Annotated in this window: 18 protein-coding genes and 1 pseudogene; 8 read left to right on the top strand and 11 right to left on the bottom strand. The window is 65.4% G+C overall.

The window, feature by feature from the left end; translation table 11 throughout:
- Positions 1-12: 12 nt before the first annotated feature.
- The 8 genes from ACTHN9_RS25115 to ACTHN9_RS25080 form a co-directional block, all read right to left on the bottom strand.
- Positions 13-1,221 (bottom strand): 5-(carboxyamino)imidazole ribonucleotide synthase, encoded by a 1,209-nt coding sequence (locus tag ACTHN9_RS25115; protein ID WP_440539524.1) that lies wholly within the window; start codon positions 1,219-1,221, stop codon positions 13-15.
- Positions 1,222-1,351: 130 nt separating this feature from the next.
- A complete protein-coding gene (purE, locus tag ACTHN9_RS25110; RefSeq protein ID WP_440539523.1) occupies positions 1,352-1,873 on the bottom strand; it encodes a 5-(carboxyamino)imidazole ribonucleotide mutase in 522 nt (173 codons plus the stop codon).
- A 43-nt stretch (positions 1,874-1,916) separates the two neighbouring features.
- Positions 1,917-2,807 carry a phosphoribosylaminoimidazolesuccinocarboxamide synthase gene (locus ACTHN9_RS25105; protein WP_440539522.1) on the bottom strand — a complete coding sequence of 297 codons (891 nt, stop codon included), beginning with the start codon at positions 2,805-2,807 and terminating at the stop codon, positions 1,917-1,919.
- 212 nt (positions 2,808-3,019) lie between these two features.
- On the bottom strand, positions 3,020-4,084 hold the full coding sequence (gene fba / locus ACTHN9_RS25100; RefSeq protein ID WP_440539521.1) for a class II fructose-bisphosphate aldolase: 1,065 nt from the start codon (positions 4,082-4,084) through the stop codon (positions 3,020-3,022).
- A 270-nt stretch (positions 4,085-4,354) separates the two neighbouring features.
- Positions 4,355-5,791 carry a pyruvate kinase gene (gene pyk / locus ACTHN9_RS25095; RefSeq protein WP_440539520.1) on the bottom strand — a complete coding sequence of 479 codons (1,437 nt, stop codon included), beginning with the start codon at positions 5,789-5,791 and terminating at the stop codon, positions 4,355-4,357.
- 338 nt (positions 5,792-6,129) lie between these two features.
- Positions 6,130-7,323, bottom strand: coding sequence for a phosphoglycerate kinase (locus ACTHN9_RS25090; protein WP_440539519.1), 1,194 nt, complete (start codon positions 7,321-7,323; stop codon positions 6,130-6,132).
- A gap of 262 nt (positions 7,324-7,585) precedes the next feature.
- Complete coding sequence (locus ACTHN9_RS25085) at positions 7,586-7,909, bottom strand: AzlD domain-containing protein (RefSeq protein ID WP_440539518.1); 324 nt, start codon at positions 7,907-7,909, stop codon at positions 7,586-7,588.
- 3 nt (positions 7,910-7,912) lie between these two features.
- Positions 7,913-8,698, bottom strand: a complete 786-nt coding sequence (locus ACTHN9_RS25080) for an AzlC family ABC transporter permease (protein ID WP_440539517.1) — start codon at positions 8,696-8,698, stop codon at positions 7,913-7,915.
- Between the two features lie 183 nt (positions 8,699-8,881).
- On the opposite strand from ACTHN9_RS25080, the gene ACTHN9_RS25075 reads away from it, so the two are divergent.
- From ACTHN9_RS25075 to ACTHN9_RS25040, 8 genes are all read left to right on the top strand, one after another.
- Positions 8,882-9,805, top strand: coding sequence for a branched-chain amino acid transaminase (locus ACTHN9_RS25075; RefSeq protein WP_440539516.1), 924 nt, complete (start codon positions 8,882-8,884; stop codon positions 9,803-9,805).
- A 52-nt stretch (positions 9,806-9,857) separates the two neighbouring features.
- Complete coding sequence (locus ACTHN9_RS25070) at positions 9,858-10,052, top strand: zinc-finger domain-containing protein (protein WP_102608952.1); 195 nt, start codon at positions 9,858-9,860, stop codon at positions 10,050-10,052.
- 197 nt (positions 10,053-10,249) lie between these two features.
- On the top strand, positions 10,250-11,284 hold the full coding sequence (gene waaF / locus ACTHN9_RS25065; protein ID WP_440539515.1) for a lipopolysaccharide heptosyltransferase II: 1,035 nt from the start codon (positions 10,250-10,252) through the stop codon (positions 11,282-11,284).
- Positions 11,285-11,444: 160 nt separating this feature from the next.
- Positions 11,445-11,897: an SgcJ/EcaC family oxidoreductase gene (locus ACTHN9_RS25060; protein ID WP_440539514.1), complete on the top strand. Its 453-nt coding sequence runs from the start codon at positions 11,445-11,447 to the stop codon at positions 11,895-11,897.
- A 52-nt stretch (positions 11,898-11,949) separates the two neighbouring features.
- Positions 11,950-12,999, top strand: a complete 1,050-nt coding sequence (locus tag ACTHN9_RS25055; protein ID WP_440539513.1) for a YheT family hydrolase — start codon at positions 11,950-11,952, stop codon at positions 12,997-12,999.
- Positions 12,992-13,570, top strand: a complete 579-nt coding sequence (locus ACTHN9_RS25050; protein ID WP_440539512.1) for a DUF2946 family protein — start codon at positions 12,992-12,994, stop codon at positions 13,568-13,570. The genes ACTHN9_RS25055 and ACTHN9_RS25050 overlap by 8 nt, the downstream gene beginning before the upstream one ends.
- A gap of 63 nt (positions 13,571-13,633) precedes the next feature.
- Positions 13,634-14,113 (top strand): cyclic pyranopterin monophosphate synthase MoaC, encoded by a 480-nt coding sequence (gene moaC, locus ACTHN9_RS25045; RefSeq protein ID WP_440539511.1) that lies wholly within the window; start codon positions 13,634-13,636, stop codon positions 14,111-14,113.
- Between the two features lie 50 nt (positions 14,114-14,163).
- Positions 14,164-14,376 carry a hypothetical protein gene (locus tag ACTHN9_RS25040; protein WP_440539510.1) on the top strand — a complete coding sequence of 71 codons (213 nt, stop codon included), beginning with the start codon at positions 14,164-14,166 and terminating at the stop codon, positions 14,374-14,376.
- A 50-nt stretch (positions 14,377-14,426) separates the two neighbouring features.
- Here the strand turns inward: ACTHN9_RS25040 and ACTHN9_RS25035 are convergent, their stop codons facing one another.
- From ACTHN9_RS25035 to ACTHN9_RS25025, 3 genes and pseudogenes are all read right to left on the bottom strand, one after another.
- Complete coding sequence (locus tag ACTHN9_RS25035; protein WP_440539509.1) at positions 14,427-16,211, bottom strand: PglL family O-oligosaccharyltransferase; 1,785 nt, start codon at positions 16,209-16,211, stop codon at positions 14,427-14,429.
- Between the two features lie 78 nt (positions 16,212-16,289).
- Positions 16,290-16,877, bottom strand: a complete 588-nt coding sequence (locus ACTHN9_RS25030) for a pilin (protein WP_440539508.1) — start codon at positions 16,875-16,877, stop codon at positions 16,290-16,292.
- A gap of 210 nt (positions 16,878-17,087) precedes the next feature.
- Positions 17,088-17,546, bottom strand: a pseudogene (locus tag ACTHN9_RS25025) (TerC family protein); the annotation flags it as partial.

Below are 17,546 nucleotides of genomic sequence, written 5' to 3'. Positions count from 1 at the left end.
AAGGCGGGCGCGTCAGGCGAGCGGGATATGCAGCAGCCGCGCGCAATCGCGAGCGGCCGTGCGGGCTTCGTCGAGCGTCGCGGCCGTGAAATTCACATGGCCCATCTTACGCCCGGGCCGCGCTTCTTCCTTGCCGTACAGGTGCAGACGAGCGGCCGGCATCGCCGCCACCTCGTGCCAGGGCGGCGTCGCGGGCGTGGCGCGCGCGACGCCCTTCGGATCCTTGGGGAACCAGACGTCGCCGAGAATGTTGAGCATGACGGCCGGCGAGTGCTGCCGCGTATCGCCGAGCGGCATGCCCGTCATCGCGCGCACCTGTTGCTCGAACTGACTCGCCGCGCAGGCATCGACTGTGTAGTGGCCCGAGTTGTGCGGTCGCGGCGCCATTTCGTTGGCGACGAGCGAGCCGTCTTCCAGCACGAAGAACTCGACGCAGAGCACCCCGACATAACCGAGCTTGTCGGCGATGCTGATCGCCGCCAATTGCGCCTGCTCCGCGAGCGCGACGGACGCGTCGGGCGCGGGCACGACCGTCAGCGCCAGCACGCCGCCGCGATGCAGATTCTGCGCGAGCGGATAAACCGCCGTCGCGCCGCCCGTGCCGCGCGCCACCAGCGCCGATACCTCGAACTTGAGCGGCAAGCGCTTTTCCAGCACGCACGGCACACCGCCGAGCGCGCTGTAAGCGTCGCGCACTTCGTCGGGACTCGCGACGCGCACTTGGCCCTTCCCGTCGTAACCGAGGCGGGCTGTCTTCAAGATGCCGGGCAACACGTGCGCGAGCTGCGCATCGTCGATCCCCGCCAACGCGTCCGACGATTCGATGACGACATGCGGCGCGACGGGCACGCCCGCTTCGGCGATGAATCGCTTTTCGGCGATGCGGTCTTGCGCGATCGCCACGCAGCGACCGGCCGGGCTCACGAACGTCGAGCGCGCAAGAAAATCGAGGCTAGCGGCCGGCACGTTCTCGAATTCCGTCGAGACGGCCGCGCACAAGCGCGCGAGTTCGGTCAGCGCCGCTTCGTCGTCGTAGGCGGCGCGCAGGTGCCGATCGGCCACGCTGCCGGCGGGGCTCGATTCGTCCGGATCGAGCACGGCGACGCGATAGCCCATCGCCTGCGCCGCGAAGCAGAACATGCGGCCGAGCTGGCCGCCGCCGACCATCCCGAGCCAAGCGCCGGGCATGATCGGTGAAACGGGGGTGTTCTCTGGATTCATCTCAGTGGGTCGGTCGCGCCCGCGGCGTGTGGGAGCACCGCGGGACGGGAAGCAACGGTCGCGAAAACGGGACCTCGAAACGGAGCCGGCCATCGGTACGATCCGTACCGTCGCGCCGGCCCCCGGGCGCTCAAAGCGCTGGCAGCACCATCGCGTGAGCGGCCTGATTCTGGCGAACGCGGAACGCCGCCAACCGCTCGGCATACTCGCTCGACATACCGGAAAGCATCGCGACGGCAAAGAGCGCAGCATTCGCCGCGCCGGCCTCGCCGATCGCGAACGTCGCGACGGGCACGCCCTTGGGCATCTGTACGATCGAGTGCAGCGAATCGACGCCCTTCAGGTACTTGCTCGCGACCGGCACGCCCAGCACGGGCACGGTCGTTTTCGCCGCGAGCATGCCGGGCAGATGCGCCGCGCCGCCGGCGCCCGCGATGATGGCTCGGATGCCGCGCTCGCGCGCCTTTTCGGCATAGTCGAACATCTCGTCGGGCATCCGGTGCGCCGAGACGACCTTCGCCTCGTACGGCACACCGAATTCCTGCAGCATCGCCACGGCGTGCTTCATCACGTCCCAATCGGAACTCGATCCCATCAGCACGCCCACCAGGGGCGCCTCATGCGTATGCGCGGTCTGGACTTGTTCGGTCATGATCCGATTTTCCTTCCTCTTGCTCTATTCCAATCGAATCGGATCAGGCCAGCGTTTGTCCCGTGAGCCGCTCGAGCGCCTCTTGGTACTTGCTGCTCGTCTTGGCGATCACGTCCTCGGGCAGCTTCGGCGCCGGCGCCGTCTTGCCCCAGTCTTGCGTTTCGAGCCAATCGCGCACGAATTGCTTATCGAACGACGGCGGGTTCGTGCCCACTTGGTATTCGTCCGCCGGCCAGAAACGCGACGAATCGGCCGTCAGCGCTTCGTCCATGAGGAACAGCTTGCCGTGGTTGTCCAGACCGAATTCGAACTTCGTATCGGCGATGATGATGCCGCGCGTGGCCGCGTATTCCGACGCTTCCTGGTACAGCTTGATCGAGATGTCGCGGATCGTCGCGGCCAGTTCGGTCCCGATGCGGCGCTCGCAGTCCTCGAACGTGATGTTCTCGTCGTGGTGCCCCATCTCGGCCTTCGCGGCCGGCGTGAAGATCGGCTCGGGCAGCTTCTGCGCGTTGGCGAGCCCCGGCGGCAGCGCGACGCCGCAGACGGCGCCCGTGGCTTGATAATCCTTCCAACCGCTGCCGGCGAGGTAGCCGCGCACGACGGCTTCGACGAGGATGGGCTCGAGCCGCTTGACGACGACGGCACGCCCCTTGACCTGCTCCACTTCGTCCGCCGCGACGACGGTCTCGGGCTCGACGCCCGTCAGGTGGTTCGGCACGATGTGTTGCAGACGATCGAACCAGAAGTTCGCCATCTGGTTCAGCACGCGGCCTTTATTCGGAATCGGCTCGCCCATGACGACGTCGAACGCCGACAGACGATCGGTCGTGACGATCAGCAACTTATCGTTGCCGACGGCGTAGTTGTCGCGGACCTTGCCGCGGCCGAGCAGCGGCAGCGAGCGGAGCGAAGATTCGTAGAGGGTAGACATCGTCGTGAGCCGTCAGTCAAAAGTGATGAACGAATGAAACACCAGGCACATCGAAGCAATCCGCACTCGGCCGCCTGGACAACAAAAGACTACAAAACAGCAACAAAAACCGCAAAACGACAAAAGGCAAACGCCGTTCCCATCGTTTGATCGGAACGGCGATCGATTCACGAACGGCCGCGCCGTGAAGCGCGGCCCTTGCGTGCGGCGGATCAGCGAACGACTTGCGCCAGCTCGCCCGCCTTATACTTCTCGGCCATCTTATCGAGCGAGATCGGCTTGATCTTACCGGCTTGGCCTTCGCAGCCGAACGCGAGGTAGCGGTCGACGCAGATCTTCTTGGCCGCTTCGCGCGCAGGCTTCAGGTAGTCGCGCGGATCGAACTTGCTCGGGTTCTCGAACAAGTAACGGCGGATCGCACCCGTGATCGCCAGGCGCAGATCGGTATCGATGTTCACCTTGCGCACGCCGTGCTTGATCCCTTCCTGAATTTCCTCGACGGGCACGCCGTACGTTTCCTTCATGTCGCCGCCGAATTCGCGGATTTCGGCCAGCAGATCCTGCGGCACCGACGAGGAACCGTGCATCACGAGGTGCGTATTCGGGATCCGCGCGTGAATTTCCTTGATGCGATCGATCGCGAGGATGTCGCCCGTGGGCTTTTTCGTGAACTTATAGGCGCCATGCGAGGTGCCGATCGCAATCGCCAAGGCGTCGCACTGCGTCTGCTTCACGAAATCGGCGGCCTGCTCGACGTCGGTCAGCAACTGCTCGCGCGTCATCGTGCCTTCCGCGCCGTGACCGTCTTCCTTGTCGCCCATCATCGTCTCGAGCGAACCCAGCACGCCCAGCTCGGCTTCGACCGTCACACCGATCGAATGCGCCATCTCGACGACCTTGCGCGACACGTCGACATTGTATTCGTACGACGCAACCGTCTTGCCGTCCGCTTGCAGCGAGCCGTCCATCATGACGCTCGTGAAGCCGCTGCGCATCGCGGCCATGCACACCGCCGGCGATTGCCCGTGATCTTGGTGCATCACGACCGGGATATGCGGATACGACTCGATCGCCGCTTCGATCAAGTGGCGCAGGAACGGCTCGCCCGCGTATTTGCGGGCGCCGGCCGACGCTTGCATGATGACGGGCGCGCCGACCTGATCCGCCGCCGCCATGATCGCTTGCACTTGCTCGAGGTTGTTCACGTTGAACGCGGGCAAGCCATAGCCATGCTCGGCCGCATGGTCCAGCAGTTGACGCATTGATACGAGAGGCATGCTTGTACTCCTAGGATTGAAATCTGGTGCTCGGTCGGCACTTTTTATGTGCGAATGCGCGATTTTATCGCGAAGCTACGGCTGCTCCCGAACTTCGGGGCCGTCATACCCCGGCGGCAAGCGCCAAGAGGGGCGCAAAATGCGCCGGCGAGCGGCTTTCGCCCGCTTTTGCGTGCTTTCGCGTGCTTTCGCCCGATGAGGACACTCGCGCTCGTTCGCGGCGCGCCAAGCGGATAGCCGGCGCGCCGCCTTCACCCTACCCGCAGCCGATCAGTACGGATCGCCGACGCGCACGATCTTCAGCGTATTGGTGCCGCCCGCTTGACCCATCGGCTCGCCGACCGTCAAGACGACCATATCGCCGCGGGACGCGAACCCCTTCGACACGACCACTTCGACGGCCTGCTTCAACGCCTGGTCGCGGTCGCTGTTCGGCTCCACCGACAGCGGCGTGACGTTGCGAAACAGCGCCATCGCGCGCTCGCTCGTCACGCGCGAGGTCAGCGCGAAGATCGGCACGTGCGACCAGTGGCGCGAAAGCCACAGCGCCGTCGCGCCCGATTCGGTCAACGCCACGATCGCTTTCGCACCGAGGTGGTAGGCCGTGAACAGCGCGCCCATGGCGATCGACTGATCGATACGGGTGAACGTACGGTCGAGAAAATCCTTATCGAGTTCGACGTGCTCCGATTTTTCCGCTTCGATGCAAATCGCGGCCATTGCCTCGATCGTCTGCACCGGGTACTTGCCCGCGGCCGTTTCGGCCGACAGCATGACGGCATCGGTGCCGTCGAGCACGGCGTTGGCGACGTCCGATACCTCGGCACGCGTCGGCACCGGGGCGTGGATCATCGATTCCATCATCTGCGTGGCCGTGATGACGAGCTTGTTCGACTCGCGCGCCATGCGGATCATCCGCTTTTGCAGCGCCGGCACGGCCGCGTTGCCGACTTCGACGGCCAAATCGCCGCGTGCAACCATAATGCCGTCGGAGGCATCGAGGATGCCTTGCAGCGCCGGGATCGCCTCCGCACGCTCGATCTTCGCGATCATCTTCGGCTTGATGCCGTACGGCATGCCGGCGATGTTCGCGAGCTGGCGCGCCATCTCCATGTCGGTCGCGTTCTTGGGGAACGACACGGCGATGTAATCGACACCGATCGCCATCGCCGTGCGGATATCTTCCATGTCCTTGGCCGTCAACGCGGGCGCGGTCAAGCCGCCGCCCTGGCGGTTGATGCCCTTGTTGTTCGACAGCTCGCCGCCGACCTTGACAATCGTATGGATTTCCTCGCCGACGACGCGCGACACCGTCAGCACGATCAGGCCGTCGTTGAGCAGCAGCACGTCGCCCGGCTTCAGATCGCGCGGCAAATCGCGGTAGTCGAGACCGACACGCTCGTCGTTGCCGAGCGCGCAGTTCGCATCGAGGATGAACGGCTCGCCCGGCTCGAGGAACGTCTTACCCTGCTCGAACTTGCCGACCCGAATCTTGGGCCCCTGCAAATCGGCCATGATGGCGACCGCTCGCCCCGTTTGGCGCGCCGCCTCGCGCACGTGCTCGGCGCGCTGGCGGTGATCGTCGGCCGTACCGTGCGAAAAATTCAGGCGTACCACGTCGAGGCCCGCCTGCATCATCTGCAAAAGAACTTCGGGCGAACTCGATGCCGGTCCGATCGTGGCGACAATCTTGGTGGCGCGATGCATGTATCTCCTCGTCTGAGTGGTGTCGCTGGTAAACGGGCTGCGAGATGATGCGTCGGGCGCCTGGGGCAAAGCGCTCGCGTTGGGGCTGGGTTGCGCGCCGGTTCGAGCCGGCGTCGCTTTGACTTCGTTCGATGGGACGTTCGATGAAACAACTGCCGCCGTGCCGGCGAGCGGCACGGCGACGGGTTCGACGGGATGGACCTGCGCGGCCGCCTGCGCCCGCTGCGTCTGTGGGGCGGGGGTGTCCCCGGCAGGCTTGGCGGCCGGTGCGCGGCGCACCGATCGGGCCGGCTTGGCAGCCGGGCGTTTATCCGACTTCGGAGCGCGCGCGCCCATGATCAAGCCCGCGACTCGAGCACTTCGACAGCGGGCAGCGTCTTGCCCTCGAGGAACTCGAGGAAGGCGCCGCCGCCCGTCGAGATGTAGCTGACTTTATCGTGAATGCCGTACTTGGCGATCGCCGCGAGCGTATCGCCGCCGCCCGCGATCGAGAACGCCGACGACTTCGCGATCGCTTCGGCCAGCGTCTTGGTGCCGTTGCCGAACTGATCGAACTCGAACACACCGACCGGGCCGTTCCAGACGATCGTGCCGGCGCTCGAAAGCTGCGTGGCGAGCGCTTTCGCCGTTTGCGGGCCGATATCGAGGATCATGTCGTCGGCTTCGATGTCGGCGACATGCTTGATCACGGCCGCCGCCGTCGCCGAAAACTCCTTGGCCACCACGACATCGGTCGGGATCGGCACGGACGCGCCGCGCGCGCGGGCGCCGTCGATGATCGCCTTGGCCTCGTTCACGAGGTCGGCTTCGGCGAGCGACTTGCCGATCTTCAGGCCGGCCGCCAGCATGAACGTATTGGCAATGCCGCCCCCGACGATCAGCTGATCGACCTTTTCGGCGAGCGACTTCAAGATCGTGAGCTTCGTGGACACCTTCGAGTCGGCGACGATCGCCACGAGGGGGCGCTTCGGATTGCCGAGCGCCTTGCCGAGCGCGTCGAGTTCGGCGGCGAGCAGCGGGCCGGCGCACGCCACCTTCGCGTACTTGGCGATCCCGTGTGTGGTTGCCTCGGCGCGATGCGCCGTGCCGAACGCGTCGTTCACGTAGATGTCGCACAGCTGCGCCATCTTTTGCGCGAGTTCGTCGCTGTTCTTCTTCTCGCCCTTGTTGACGCGGCAGTTTTCGAGCAGGACGACCTGCCCTGGCGCGACGTTGACGCCGTTCTCGACCCAATTGGCGACGAGCGGCACTTCGCGGCCGAGCAGTTCGGCCAGGCGCTTGGCGACAGGCGCGAGCGAATCTTCGGGCTTGAATTCGCCCTCGGTCGGACGCCCGAGGTGCGACGTCACCATCACGGCTGCGCCGGCCGCGAGCGCCGCCTCGATGGCAGGCACGGACGCGCGCACGCGCGTGTCTTCGGTGATGTTGCCTTGCTCGTCCTGCGGCACGTTGAGATCGGCGCGGATGAAGACACGCTTGCCGGACAGCAAGCCCTTTGCGATCAGATCGGACAGACGCAGTACTTGGCTCATGGGAATGTACGCATGCAGGTTGATTGGCGGGCGAGTGCGCGCCCGCACGCGGCGGGCGAACCCGGCTCGCGGCGAGAGCGGCAGTCGAGCATTTTAGCCGATCGTCCCGCCGACCAAGCCGATCCGGCGACGAATGTCGCGTATTCGGCGAACGTATGTCGTAATTCGGTGTATTGGCGCGGCGTATCGCCGAGCGCGTGCGCCGCGTCAAGAAGCGGCCCGGCTGCGCCGACGGCCCCGCCGGCCGGGCCAGGCGTTCCGATCACGCCCACAGGCGCAGCACCGTGTACGCGAGCATCCCGATGACGATGGTGCCCACCATGCTGCGGCGCCAGAGAAACCAGGCTAGTCCCGCCAACGTGCCGTAAAACGCATGATTCGACAGCGCGAACGAGATGCCGCGTGGGGTCTGCAGCACGTCGGGCAGCACCACGGCGATCAACGCCGCGGCCGGCGCGTAGCGCAGCGCGCGCTGCACGCGCTCGGGCAGCACGGCGCGCTTGCCGCCCAGCAGAAAGAAAGCGCGGGTCGCGGCCGTGACGAGCGTCATGCCGACGATCGCGAGCCAGATTTGCGTCGCCGACATCGTTCAGGGCTCCTTCTTTTCGCCGAGACCCGCCCGCTCGGCCGCGGACGCGGGCGGCTGCGCGGCCCGGATGCGGCGCAGATCGGCACGCTCGACGAGGACCTGCCCGATGCTCCCCGCCGCGATGGCGGCGAACACGGCGAGCGGCAGCGCAAGGCGGTAAGGCAGATCGATCGCGATCAGCGCCACGATGCCGGCCACCGCGACGGCCGTGAACATCGAACGGTTGATCACGGCGCTCACGATCAGCGGCACGAGGGCCAGCGTGCCGGCCAGATCGAGCCCCCAATTGTCGGGCACGGCGCTCGCGAGCAAGATGCCGGCGATCGACGACACTTGCCAGAACACCCAACTCACGAGCGCCATCCCCCAGAAATAGGCCTCTTTGCCCGGCACATAACCGTTCGGGAACGCCTTCTTCAGAAACAGCAAATAGACGACGTCGCCGTTGAAATAGCCGAGCGTGAGCCGCCGCCAAAACGACAAGTACGAGAAATGCGGGGCCAGCCCCGCGCTGAAGATCACGAAGCGCGTATTGACCATGGCGGCCGTGAGCAGCACGGTCCATATCGGCAGCTTGGCCGCCATGAGCGGCAACACGGCGAGCTGCGACGAGCCCGCATAGACGAGCAGCGACATGGCGAGCGCCTGCGGCACGGTCAGGATCGACTTGCTCATCGCCACGCCGGTGACGAGGCCCCACGAGAACATCGCCATGAGCGTCGGCGAATAGTCGCGCATGCCGCTCATGAAAGCGGCGCGGTCGACGGGGCTGAGGCGAGAAAGCATGTGGGCGAGGCGGCGGCGGGCTTTGCGTGCGCCCCGCCGCGCATTCGAAACGGAAGGGTCCGATTATAGAGGCGGATGGGCTCACTGCGCACCGAGCCGCTACCGCGTGCCGAGACAGGCGCAAAAGACGCTAAAATGGCGAACTCACTGGGGCAAAGCCCACCGCACAGCTAGGAGATACCTATGTCAATGGCCGATCGTGACGGCAAGATCTGGATGGACGGCAAGCTGATCGACTGGCGCGACGCCAAGATCCACGTCCTCACGCACACGCTGCACTACGGCATGGGCGTCTTCGAAGGCGTGCGCGCATACAAGACGGTCGACGGCGCAAGCGCGATCTTCCGCCTGAAAGAGCACACGAAGCGGTTGCTCAATTCGGCCAAGATCTTCCAGATGAATGTGCCGTTCGACCACGAAACGCTGGCCGCCGCGCAATGCGAAGTCGTGCGCGAAAACAAGCTCGAAACGGCGTATCTGCGCCCGATCATCTGGGTCGGCTCGGAAAAGCTCGGCGTCTCGGCGCGCGGCAATACGATCCACGTAGCGATCGCGGCTTGGCCGTGGGGCGCCTATCTGGGCGAAGAAGGCATGACGAAGGGGATTCGCGTGAAGACGTCCTCGTTCACGCGCCACCATGTCAACGTCTCGATGGTGCGGGCCAAGGCGTCCGGCTGGTACGTGAACTCGATCCTCGCGAACCAGGAAGCCACGGCAGACGGCTATGACGAGGCGCTGCTGCTCGACGTCGACGGCTACGTGTCGGAAGGCTCGGGCGAGAACTTCTTCCTCGTCAACAACGGCAAGCTCTACACGCCCGACCTGGCCTCTTGCCTCGACGGCATCACGCGCGACACGGTCATCACGCTCGCGCGCGACGCCGGCATCGAAGTCATCGAAAAACGGATCACGCGCGACGAGGTCTACACGGCCGACGAAGCCTTCTTCACCGGTACCGCCGCCGAAGTCACCCCGATCCGCGAACTCGACAACCGCACGATCGGCGCCGGCACGCGCGGCCCCATCACGGAAAAACTCCAATCGGCGTTCTTCGACGTCATCGCGGGCAAGAACGCGAAGTATCCGCACTGGCTCACGAAGATCTGACCCGAAGCACCGAACGCCGCACGCCATACCGCCAATAACGAGAACCCGTCTCATGAGCGAAACGAAGGAAATGCCGCTGGTCGAACTGTCGGCCAAAGATTTGCCCGCTTACTGCCCGAACCCGTCGATGCCGCGCTGGAGCGCGCATCCGCGCGTCTTCATCGACGTGACGCACGGCGAAGCGCGCTGCCCGTACTGCGGCACGCGTTATAAGCTGCGCGACGGCGAAATCGTCAAGCACCACTGATTCGCCCTACGGTCGCTTGCGCGCCGTATCGGCTTCGCCGCGGCGGCATGCGCAAGCGGGCGTGCGCGGCAGGGCCGGCGCTTGCGGCCGGAAACCCGCAGCCGGGCGCGCTCGATTAGGGCGGCACCTCTCGCACCACGACCGAATGCGGCGCATTGGATGCGCCGCATTCGTCTATTTCTCGGATACCCACACTGATGCGTCGCGCGTTGGTTATCGCACCGAATTGGATCGGTGACGCATTGATGGCGCAGCCGCTGTTCGCGCTGCTCAAGCAACTCCATCCGCGCATCGCGATCGACGCGCTCGCCCCGACTTGGGTCGCCCCCGTGCTCGAACGGATGCCCGAGATCGACGAAGTGCATGCGACCGATCTCGCGCACGGCAAACTGCAGCTCGTGCGGCGCTGGCAGCTCGCCGGCGATCTGCGCGAGTACGGCTACGACGCCGCCTATATTCTGCCCAATTCGCTGAAGTCCGCCCTGATTCCGTGGCTCGCGGGCATTCGGCTGCGCATCGGCTATACGGGCGAGGGCCGGGTCGGCTTGCTCAACGTGCGCCATCCGAATCCGAACAAGCGCGAACGGCCGCCCATGGCGCCGCACTACGCCGCGCTCGCCTTTGCGCCCAGTGCGGACGTGCCCGATCTCGAAGCACGCCTGCGCATGCCCCACCTCGAAGCCGATCCGAACGAATCGGCGCGCGTCTCGGCACGCTTTCATCTCGACACGCGGGTGCCGCTGCTCGTGTTTTGCCCGGGCGCCGAATACGGTACTGCCAAACGCTGGCCCACCGAGCATTTCGCCGCGCTTGCACGGATGGTCGGCCAGTCGTTTCCGTACACGCAAATCGTCGCGCTAGGCTCGAACAAGGACGCGCCGCTCGCACAGGCGATCGCAAGCGAAGCGCCGAACGTACGCAATTTGTGCGGCCAGACTTCGCTGGGCGAAGCTTGCGCCCTGATCGCGCGGGCCGGTGCTGTCGTCAGCAACGATTCCGGCCTCATGCATGTGGCGGCGGCGCTACGCCGCCCGCTGGTTGCCATCTACGGCTCGAGCGATCCGCGCCACACGCCGCCTTTGTCCGACTTCGCGAAGGTACAATGGCTGCATCTCGAGTGCAGCCCTTGTTTTGCCCGCGAGTGTCCGCTGGGCCATTTGCGCTGCTTGCGCGAGCTGTCGCCCGAGCAAGTGTTCGCCGATTTGCGTGCCATGTTGCTCGGCGAGCGCTGACGCACGGAAGCGCGCGCGCCTTTATGCGTTCATTGATTCGTGGGCGCCGCACGCCGAGCCTGAACGACCGTATTGCCGAGCCCGCCGCACGGATCGCCGCGCGGCGCGAGCAGTTAGCCTGACGGCGCGTTTTTGCGCGAACCTACGAGCCCAAAGAGCCATGCCACGTTTTGCCCGCTTGTTCGAAGCCGCAACCGATACGCTGAACGCCTTCTATCAGGCCGTCGCCGACGGCAGCATCGATGCGCTGATGGCCCTTTGGATCGACGAAGAGTTCGCGAGCTACGTCAATGCGGGCGGAGCGCACTGGCACGGCGTGGATCAAATTCGCGCGGGGCTGGTCGCGCTGGCCGATGCGCGTACGCTGCCGGCGGCGATCGAGCCGCTCGACGTGCGCGTGTACGACAGTCTCGGCACGGTCGTCTACACGGTCGCGGAAGCGCATCGGTCGCAGGAGCCTTTGGCGCCGCCGCGGATGGTTTATGCCACGTACGTCATGGTTCACGAGCGCGGCGAATGGCGAATCGCACACATTCATGCGAGCCCGATGCCGGATCAAACGGCCACCGAGTTCGCCGCCAAAATTCGACACGGACAAGGCGCATTGCACTGACCGACCGGCAACGGACAGCCGGTCGCGGCGGTTAAAGGATTTGGGGACGGTCATGAGCACCACACATGACAAACCGGTTTCGTCGCCGGCTGCGGGAGCCGCGGCCACCGAAAGGCTAGTTCAACTGATCTACGACCCGCCTCGATGGCTTCCCACGAGCCATGCCCAGACGATCGTGCCGGCCCTGTTCGCGCGCCGCCCCGCGGTCGATTACCGCCGCGAACGCTGGGACACGCCCGACGGCGATTTCATCGAACTCGATTGGCTGGCCTACGAGACGGGCGAAGCCGCCCCAGCGCCCAATGCGCCCCTGTTCGTCCTGTTTCACGGGCTGGAAGGCAGCTCCGATTCCCACTACGCGCGCGTGCTGATGGCCTCGGCTCGGGCGCTCGGCTGGCACGGCGTCGTGCCGCATTTTCGCAGTTGCAGCGGCCCGCTCAATCTCGCGCCCCGGTTTTACCATCTGGCGGACAGCGCCGAGGTGGATTGGGTCTTGCGCCGCCTGCACGAGGCGCATGGCGGGCCGCTCGTCGTGGCCGGCGTCTCGCTGGGCGGCAATGTGCTGCTGCGCTGGCTCGGCGAGCGCGGCTCGGATGCGACGTTCGTCGCGGCGGCCGCCGCCATTTCCACGCCGCTGGACGTGCACGCCGGCGGCCGCGCGCTTTCGCAGGGGTTCGCCCTCGTCTATACGATGAGTTTTTTGAAGACGCTTAAGCGCAAAGCGCTGAGCAAGCTCGAGCAATACCCGGGGCTGTTCGATCGCGAGGCCATGCTCGCTTGCCGGACGATGTACGAATACGACAATATCGTGACGGCACCGCTGCACGGATTCCGCGATACCGAAGACTACTGGACCCGCGCGACCACGCGCCCGCTATTGCCGGACGTGGTGGTGCCGACGCTCGTGCTGAACGCGCGCAACGATCCGTTTTTGCCGAGTGCTGCGCTGCCCACCCGCGCGGAAGTGTCGCCCGCGATCGAACTCGATCAACCCGAGGCGGGCGGACACGTGGGTTTCATGACCGGTCCTTTTCCGGGACGGATCGATTGGCTGCCGCGGCGCGTGTTCAATTTTTTGGAGCCGTTTGCGACCCATGGATGACATCGTCAAAGCCGCGCTCGCCAAGTGGCCCAGCGTCCCGCATTGCACGGGCTGGCTGCTGCTCGACCGGCGCGGCCAATGGCGCATGCGCGACGAGGCGGCGCAGGCGCGCGGCGATCTCGGTACGCCGATCCGGCATGCCGCGCTGATCGGGTTCATCGAGCGCAATTACGAGTGCGACGATCGCGGTTGCTGGTTCTTTCAGAATGGGCCGCAGCGGGTGTATGTCGAATTGGCCTATACGCCTTGGGTCGTGCGGCTGGCCCTGCCCTCGCCCGGCATGCCCACGCTCAACGATCAAACGGGCGGTTCGTTCGAGCCGACCGCCGTGCTCGTCGATGACGAAGGCGGCGTGCTCTTCGTCGATGAATCGGGCCATGGCCGCGTGGCTGTCCTGCACGATCACGACCTCGATCTGTTCGCGCAGTTGGCGGCGATCGACGAGCCGGGCCTTGCCGGCACATTCGACTGGCGTGCCGGCAACGCGCTGGCGATCGAGACCGTGCGTCGTGCCGACGTACCCGCGCGCTTCGGCTTCGTCGCCAGCCCCGCGCAAACGCTGGCCCCTTGAGCTGGGTGCGACGGGCAGGCCGCCAGCGGCTGCTAAGATAGGTGCCCCTCGAAGGAGCACGACATGCCTGAATTAACCCATTTCGACGCGGCCGGCCAAGCGCATATGGTCGATGTCGGCGGCAAGGACGAAACGAAGCGGATCGCCATCGCGCGCGGCTCGATTCGAATGAAGCCCGACACGCTGGCGCTGATTCGCGACGGTCATGCCAAGAAGGGCGACGTGCTCGGCGTCGCACGCATCGCCGCGATTCAGGGTGCGAAGCGCACGGCCGATTTGATTCCGCTGTGCCATCCGCTGGCGTTGACGCGCGTGGCCATCGAGTTTGCCATCGACGAGGCGCTACCCGGCGTGCATTGCACCGCTCAAGTCGAAACGCTCGGACGTACCGGGGTGGAAATGGAAGCGCTCACGGCCGTGCAGGTCGGGCTCTTGACCGTGTACGACATGTGCAAAGCGGTGGATCGGGGGATGGTGATCACCGATGTGGGCGTGCGGGAGAAGCATGGGGGGAAGTCGGGGGATTGGGTGGCGGGGGGTTAAGCCTTGTTGGAATTGCCCCATTTTCTTCCCTCAACGAACACGGCATTCGCATGAATTGGATCCTCGACCGCATCGCGCTAGTCCTCACCGCGATCCCCTGCGCATTCGGCGCGTGGGCGTTCTACCACTACACCGGGCAATGGTCCGGGCCGATCATCACGACCGCCGTGATCGTGGGGCTGTTCGCCGAGAACCATCGGCTTCGAAAGCTACTGGCGGCGAACGGTATCGAGTCCCGGCCTCAACGGCGTCGCAACACCTAACGTTCGTGGCCTTGACCAAGTTCGCAGCCACAGCCCCTTCGCGCGTTCGCTCAATCGCTGCTGTCATCCCCATCGTCGGTAGACGCCTTCGGCGCCGGCCCATACCGCTTGACCAACTCCGCTTTAAACGGCGCCAGCTTCGGCTGATCGCCGCACAGGCCGTATAGCGCCGACAACTGCGCCGGCCAATCGTGCAGCACGAGCGCAAAGATCTTCAGCCGCTCGACCGTATCGAGCGCCTGATCCTGCTTACCATCGAGCGCGAGTAACGCCGCATAGCGGCGCAGCACCGTCTCGCCAGGCAACAGCGCGAGCGCCTTCGCATGCATATCGATCTTCGTCTGCAAATCGTTGCTATCGATCGGCAGCAGCGTCGCCAACCCGTATTCGCCCCACGCCCCGAATAACACCGACGGCGCGGCCCGGTATTCCTCAGCAGGATGCGCGCCGTAATACAGCACCTCGGCGCGCGCGTAATCGCGATAGATCGGCACCAGCGCGGCAAACCCACCCAAGACGACCGCCAACTGCAGCCCGAGCGCGAACCGCCCCGGCACGAAGGACAGCGGCTTCGTCTCCAAGATCCCGAAGACGAACATCGCCGGCAGCAAAAAGAACATGTATTGCTGCGGATATTCGACCAACGCGTGCATGAGCAGCACGCCGATCAGCCCGAGACCGAATACGCGTTCCGCCGTGTGCCGCGCACGCAAGACGCGCCACAACCACGCCAACAGGCCGATGAGCACGATGCCAAGGCCCACGATGCCCGTCTTCGCCAGCAAATCGATCACGATATCGTGCGAATTGTTGGCGATTTCGACGTCGCCGAGCTGTCTCACGAGTTCGAACTCGAAACGCGGAAACTCGCCCCAGCCCACACCGAGCAAAGGGTGGCCTTTGAACATCGTCCAGCCGTACTTCCACATGGCAAGGCGCAGCACGAACTGACTTTTGTCTTGGAAGCGGTGCGCGGCCGAGACATCCAAGCCGAGCTGAAACCGCCCGTTCGCCCAGCGCACAGCCAGATTCACGGCGATAAACAGCACGACGAGCAGCACCGGCATGAGCCATTGCCGCGTGCGCCGACGCGAGAAACCGTTGCCGCTCGGCACCACGAGTGCCATCCAGAACCCCGCGACTACGACGACGGCGGTCTGCAGCCACGGCCCGCGCGATACCGTCAACGCCTGCCCCAGCACGCAGATCGAAGACACGACGGCCCAGACGAGCACATTGATCCGGCGCGTCTGCACGAGGTACATGGCCGCCGCGAGCGCAAACGCAATCACCGTGGCGAGATGGTTCGCTTGCGCCATGTTGCCGAACGGGCGCCGTTCGGTCGTGACGTTGTAAGCCACGACGAAAGGCGACACCTTCGCTTCGAGGTGCAACAGCTGCACGACCTGGCAGAACACGGCGAACAAGCCGCCGACGATCAATGCGCCCGCCATCCAACGCAGCGCCGTTTCGGCCACCCCCGCGCGCGCGAAGCCATAGCCCGCTTGCGTCGCCATGAAGCCCGCCAACAGAAAACCGGCGCCGAGCCAGGCCATCGACGGTTGCGCGAGCGGCAGCACGAAGGTCTGCACCACGAGCAACGCGCCGAAGGCCAGCGGCACGAGCGCGACGGCGGGCATCGCGAATTGCACGCGCGAGCGTTCCGATATCACCATGAGCAACACCGACGCGCCCACCAGCAAGTAGAGCGAGAGCGCCGAGAACTCGGCGTAGAACGTGGGAATCGGGTACGTATGGTTCGTGACGGCGTAAGGCAGCAGCGCCGCGAAGGCCAGGGACGCAAACGACAAATAACGGGCAAATGGAGAAGTCATGAGGATAGGGGCCGCAAGCAACCGGCGCACTATACAAAAATTTCCTTTCAGTGTCCGCAGCCATCGGCCCTTTTATCTCTAAGTGCGGCATTCGGGCGGCGCAAGCTTGGCCGGTAACGTGGCCATCGCGTTCGGCATCGGCCCGCCCCCCGGCGCGGGCAGCGACGACGCTTGTTTGCCCGAAGCGAAGCACTCCCACGCCAGCGCGCCCCCGTGGACGAAGCCGGATTCCAACGGCACGCGCGAAGTGGGCGGATCGGACTCGTCGGGCGACGACGGCACCAGCACCAGCGTATCGCTGCCGGCCGGGGCCACGCGCGCCGTGTAACGGATCGAGATTTCGCCGGTGGCGTCGTCCACGGCGATCGCGTCGACGTTGCGCGTGCCGGGCGGCGAAACGTAGCCGCTGCCGAACGGGCTGCCCGCCGCGGCGTTCTCGGCTACCGCAAGACGCGCGCCCGACGCCAGCGAGAGCCCCTCCCCCACGCGGCTGCGGGCGAGATAGTCCTGATAAGCGGGCACCGCGTAGGCGGCCACGATCCCGACGATCGCAAGCACGATCATCAACTCGATCAGGGTAAAGCCGTGCCGAGCGCGGCGAGACGCTCTTTCCCGCAAGGCGGCGAACAGCAGACGACGAGCAAACGAAACGAAGACGGTGGACATCGGCAGATACGCTCCTCGAACGACGGCCCACCCACGCACGGGCGGACACCACGTTCGCAGCGTATCGACTACCGTTTAGCCCAAGCAGTCGGCCAAATGGCCAATGGCGCCAAGGCGGCAGATCGCACCTCGGGTCTCACTTCAGATTGCGCCCACCTTAGCGCCCACCATTGCGCCGAGCCTCGCACCGACGATGCAAGGCGGCCCCCGTCAGTGCGTGCGATGCGATTCCGAGGCCCCGGCCGCCTCGCGTCGGTGCAGGCGGCGCTTGAGCCAATACCCGACGAGCACGACGAGCAGCGCGCCGGCAATGTGCGCGCCGTACTCGGCTGTCGGCGTATCGAGCAACGGCCAGCGGTCGCCCGCCGGATCGTTGATGATGAGCCCGCCCGCGATCCAGCCGAGCAGCGCCGCGCCGAGCGTGACGATGACAGGAAAGCGGTCGAGCAAGCGCAGCACGAGCGTGCTGCCCCAGACGATCAACGGAATGCTCACCACGAGGCCGAATACGACGAGCGCGATGCGATGGTCCGGGTCGGCCGTTTCCGCGGCCCCCGCGATCGCGATCACATTGTCCAAACTCATCACGGCGTCGGCCACGATGATCGTCTAGATCTCCGATAGCAGTTTGTCGCCGGGTTTGATGTTCTCGTGCGACTCATGAGAGGG

Source organism: Trinickia sp. (genome assembly GCF_051953405.1).
In the GTDB taxonomy this organism is placed as follows: Bacteria; Pseudomonadota; Gammaproteobacteria; order Burkholderiales; family Burkholderiaceae; genus Trinickia.
Note: the sequence above shows the minus strand (reverse complement) of the source record. Positions and strands in the feature narration are given on the sequence as shown.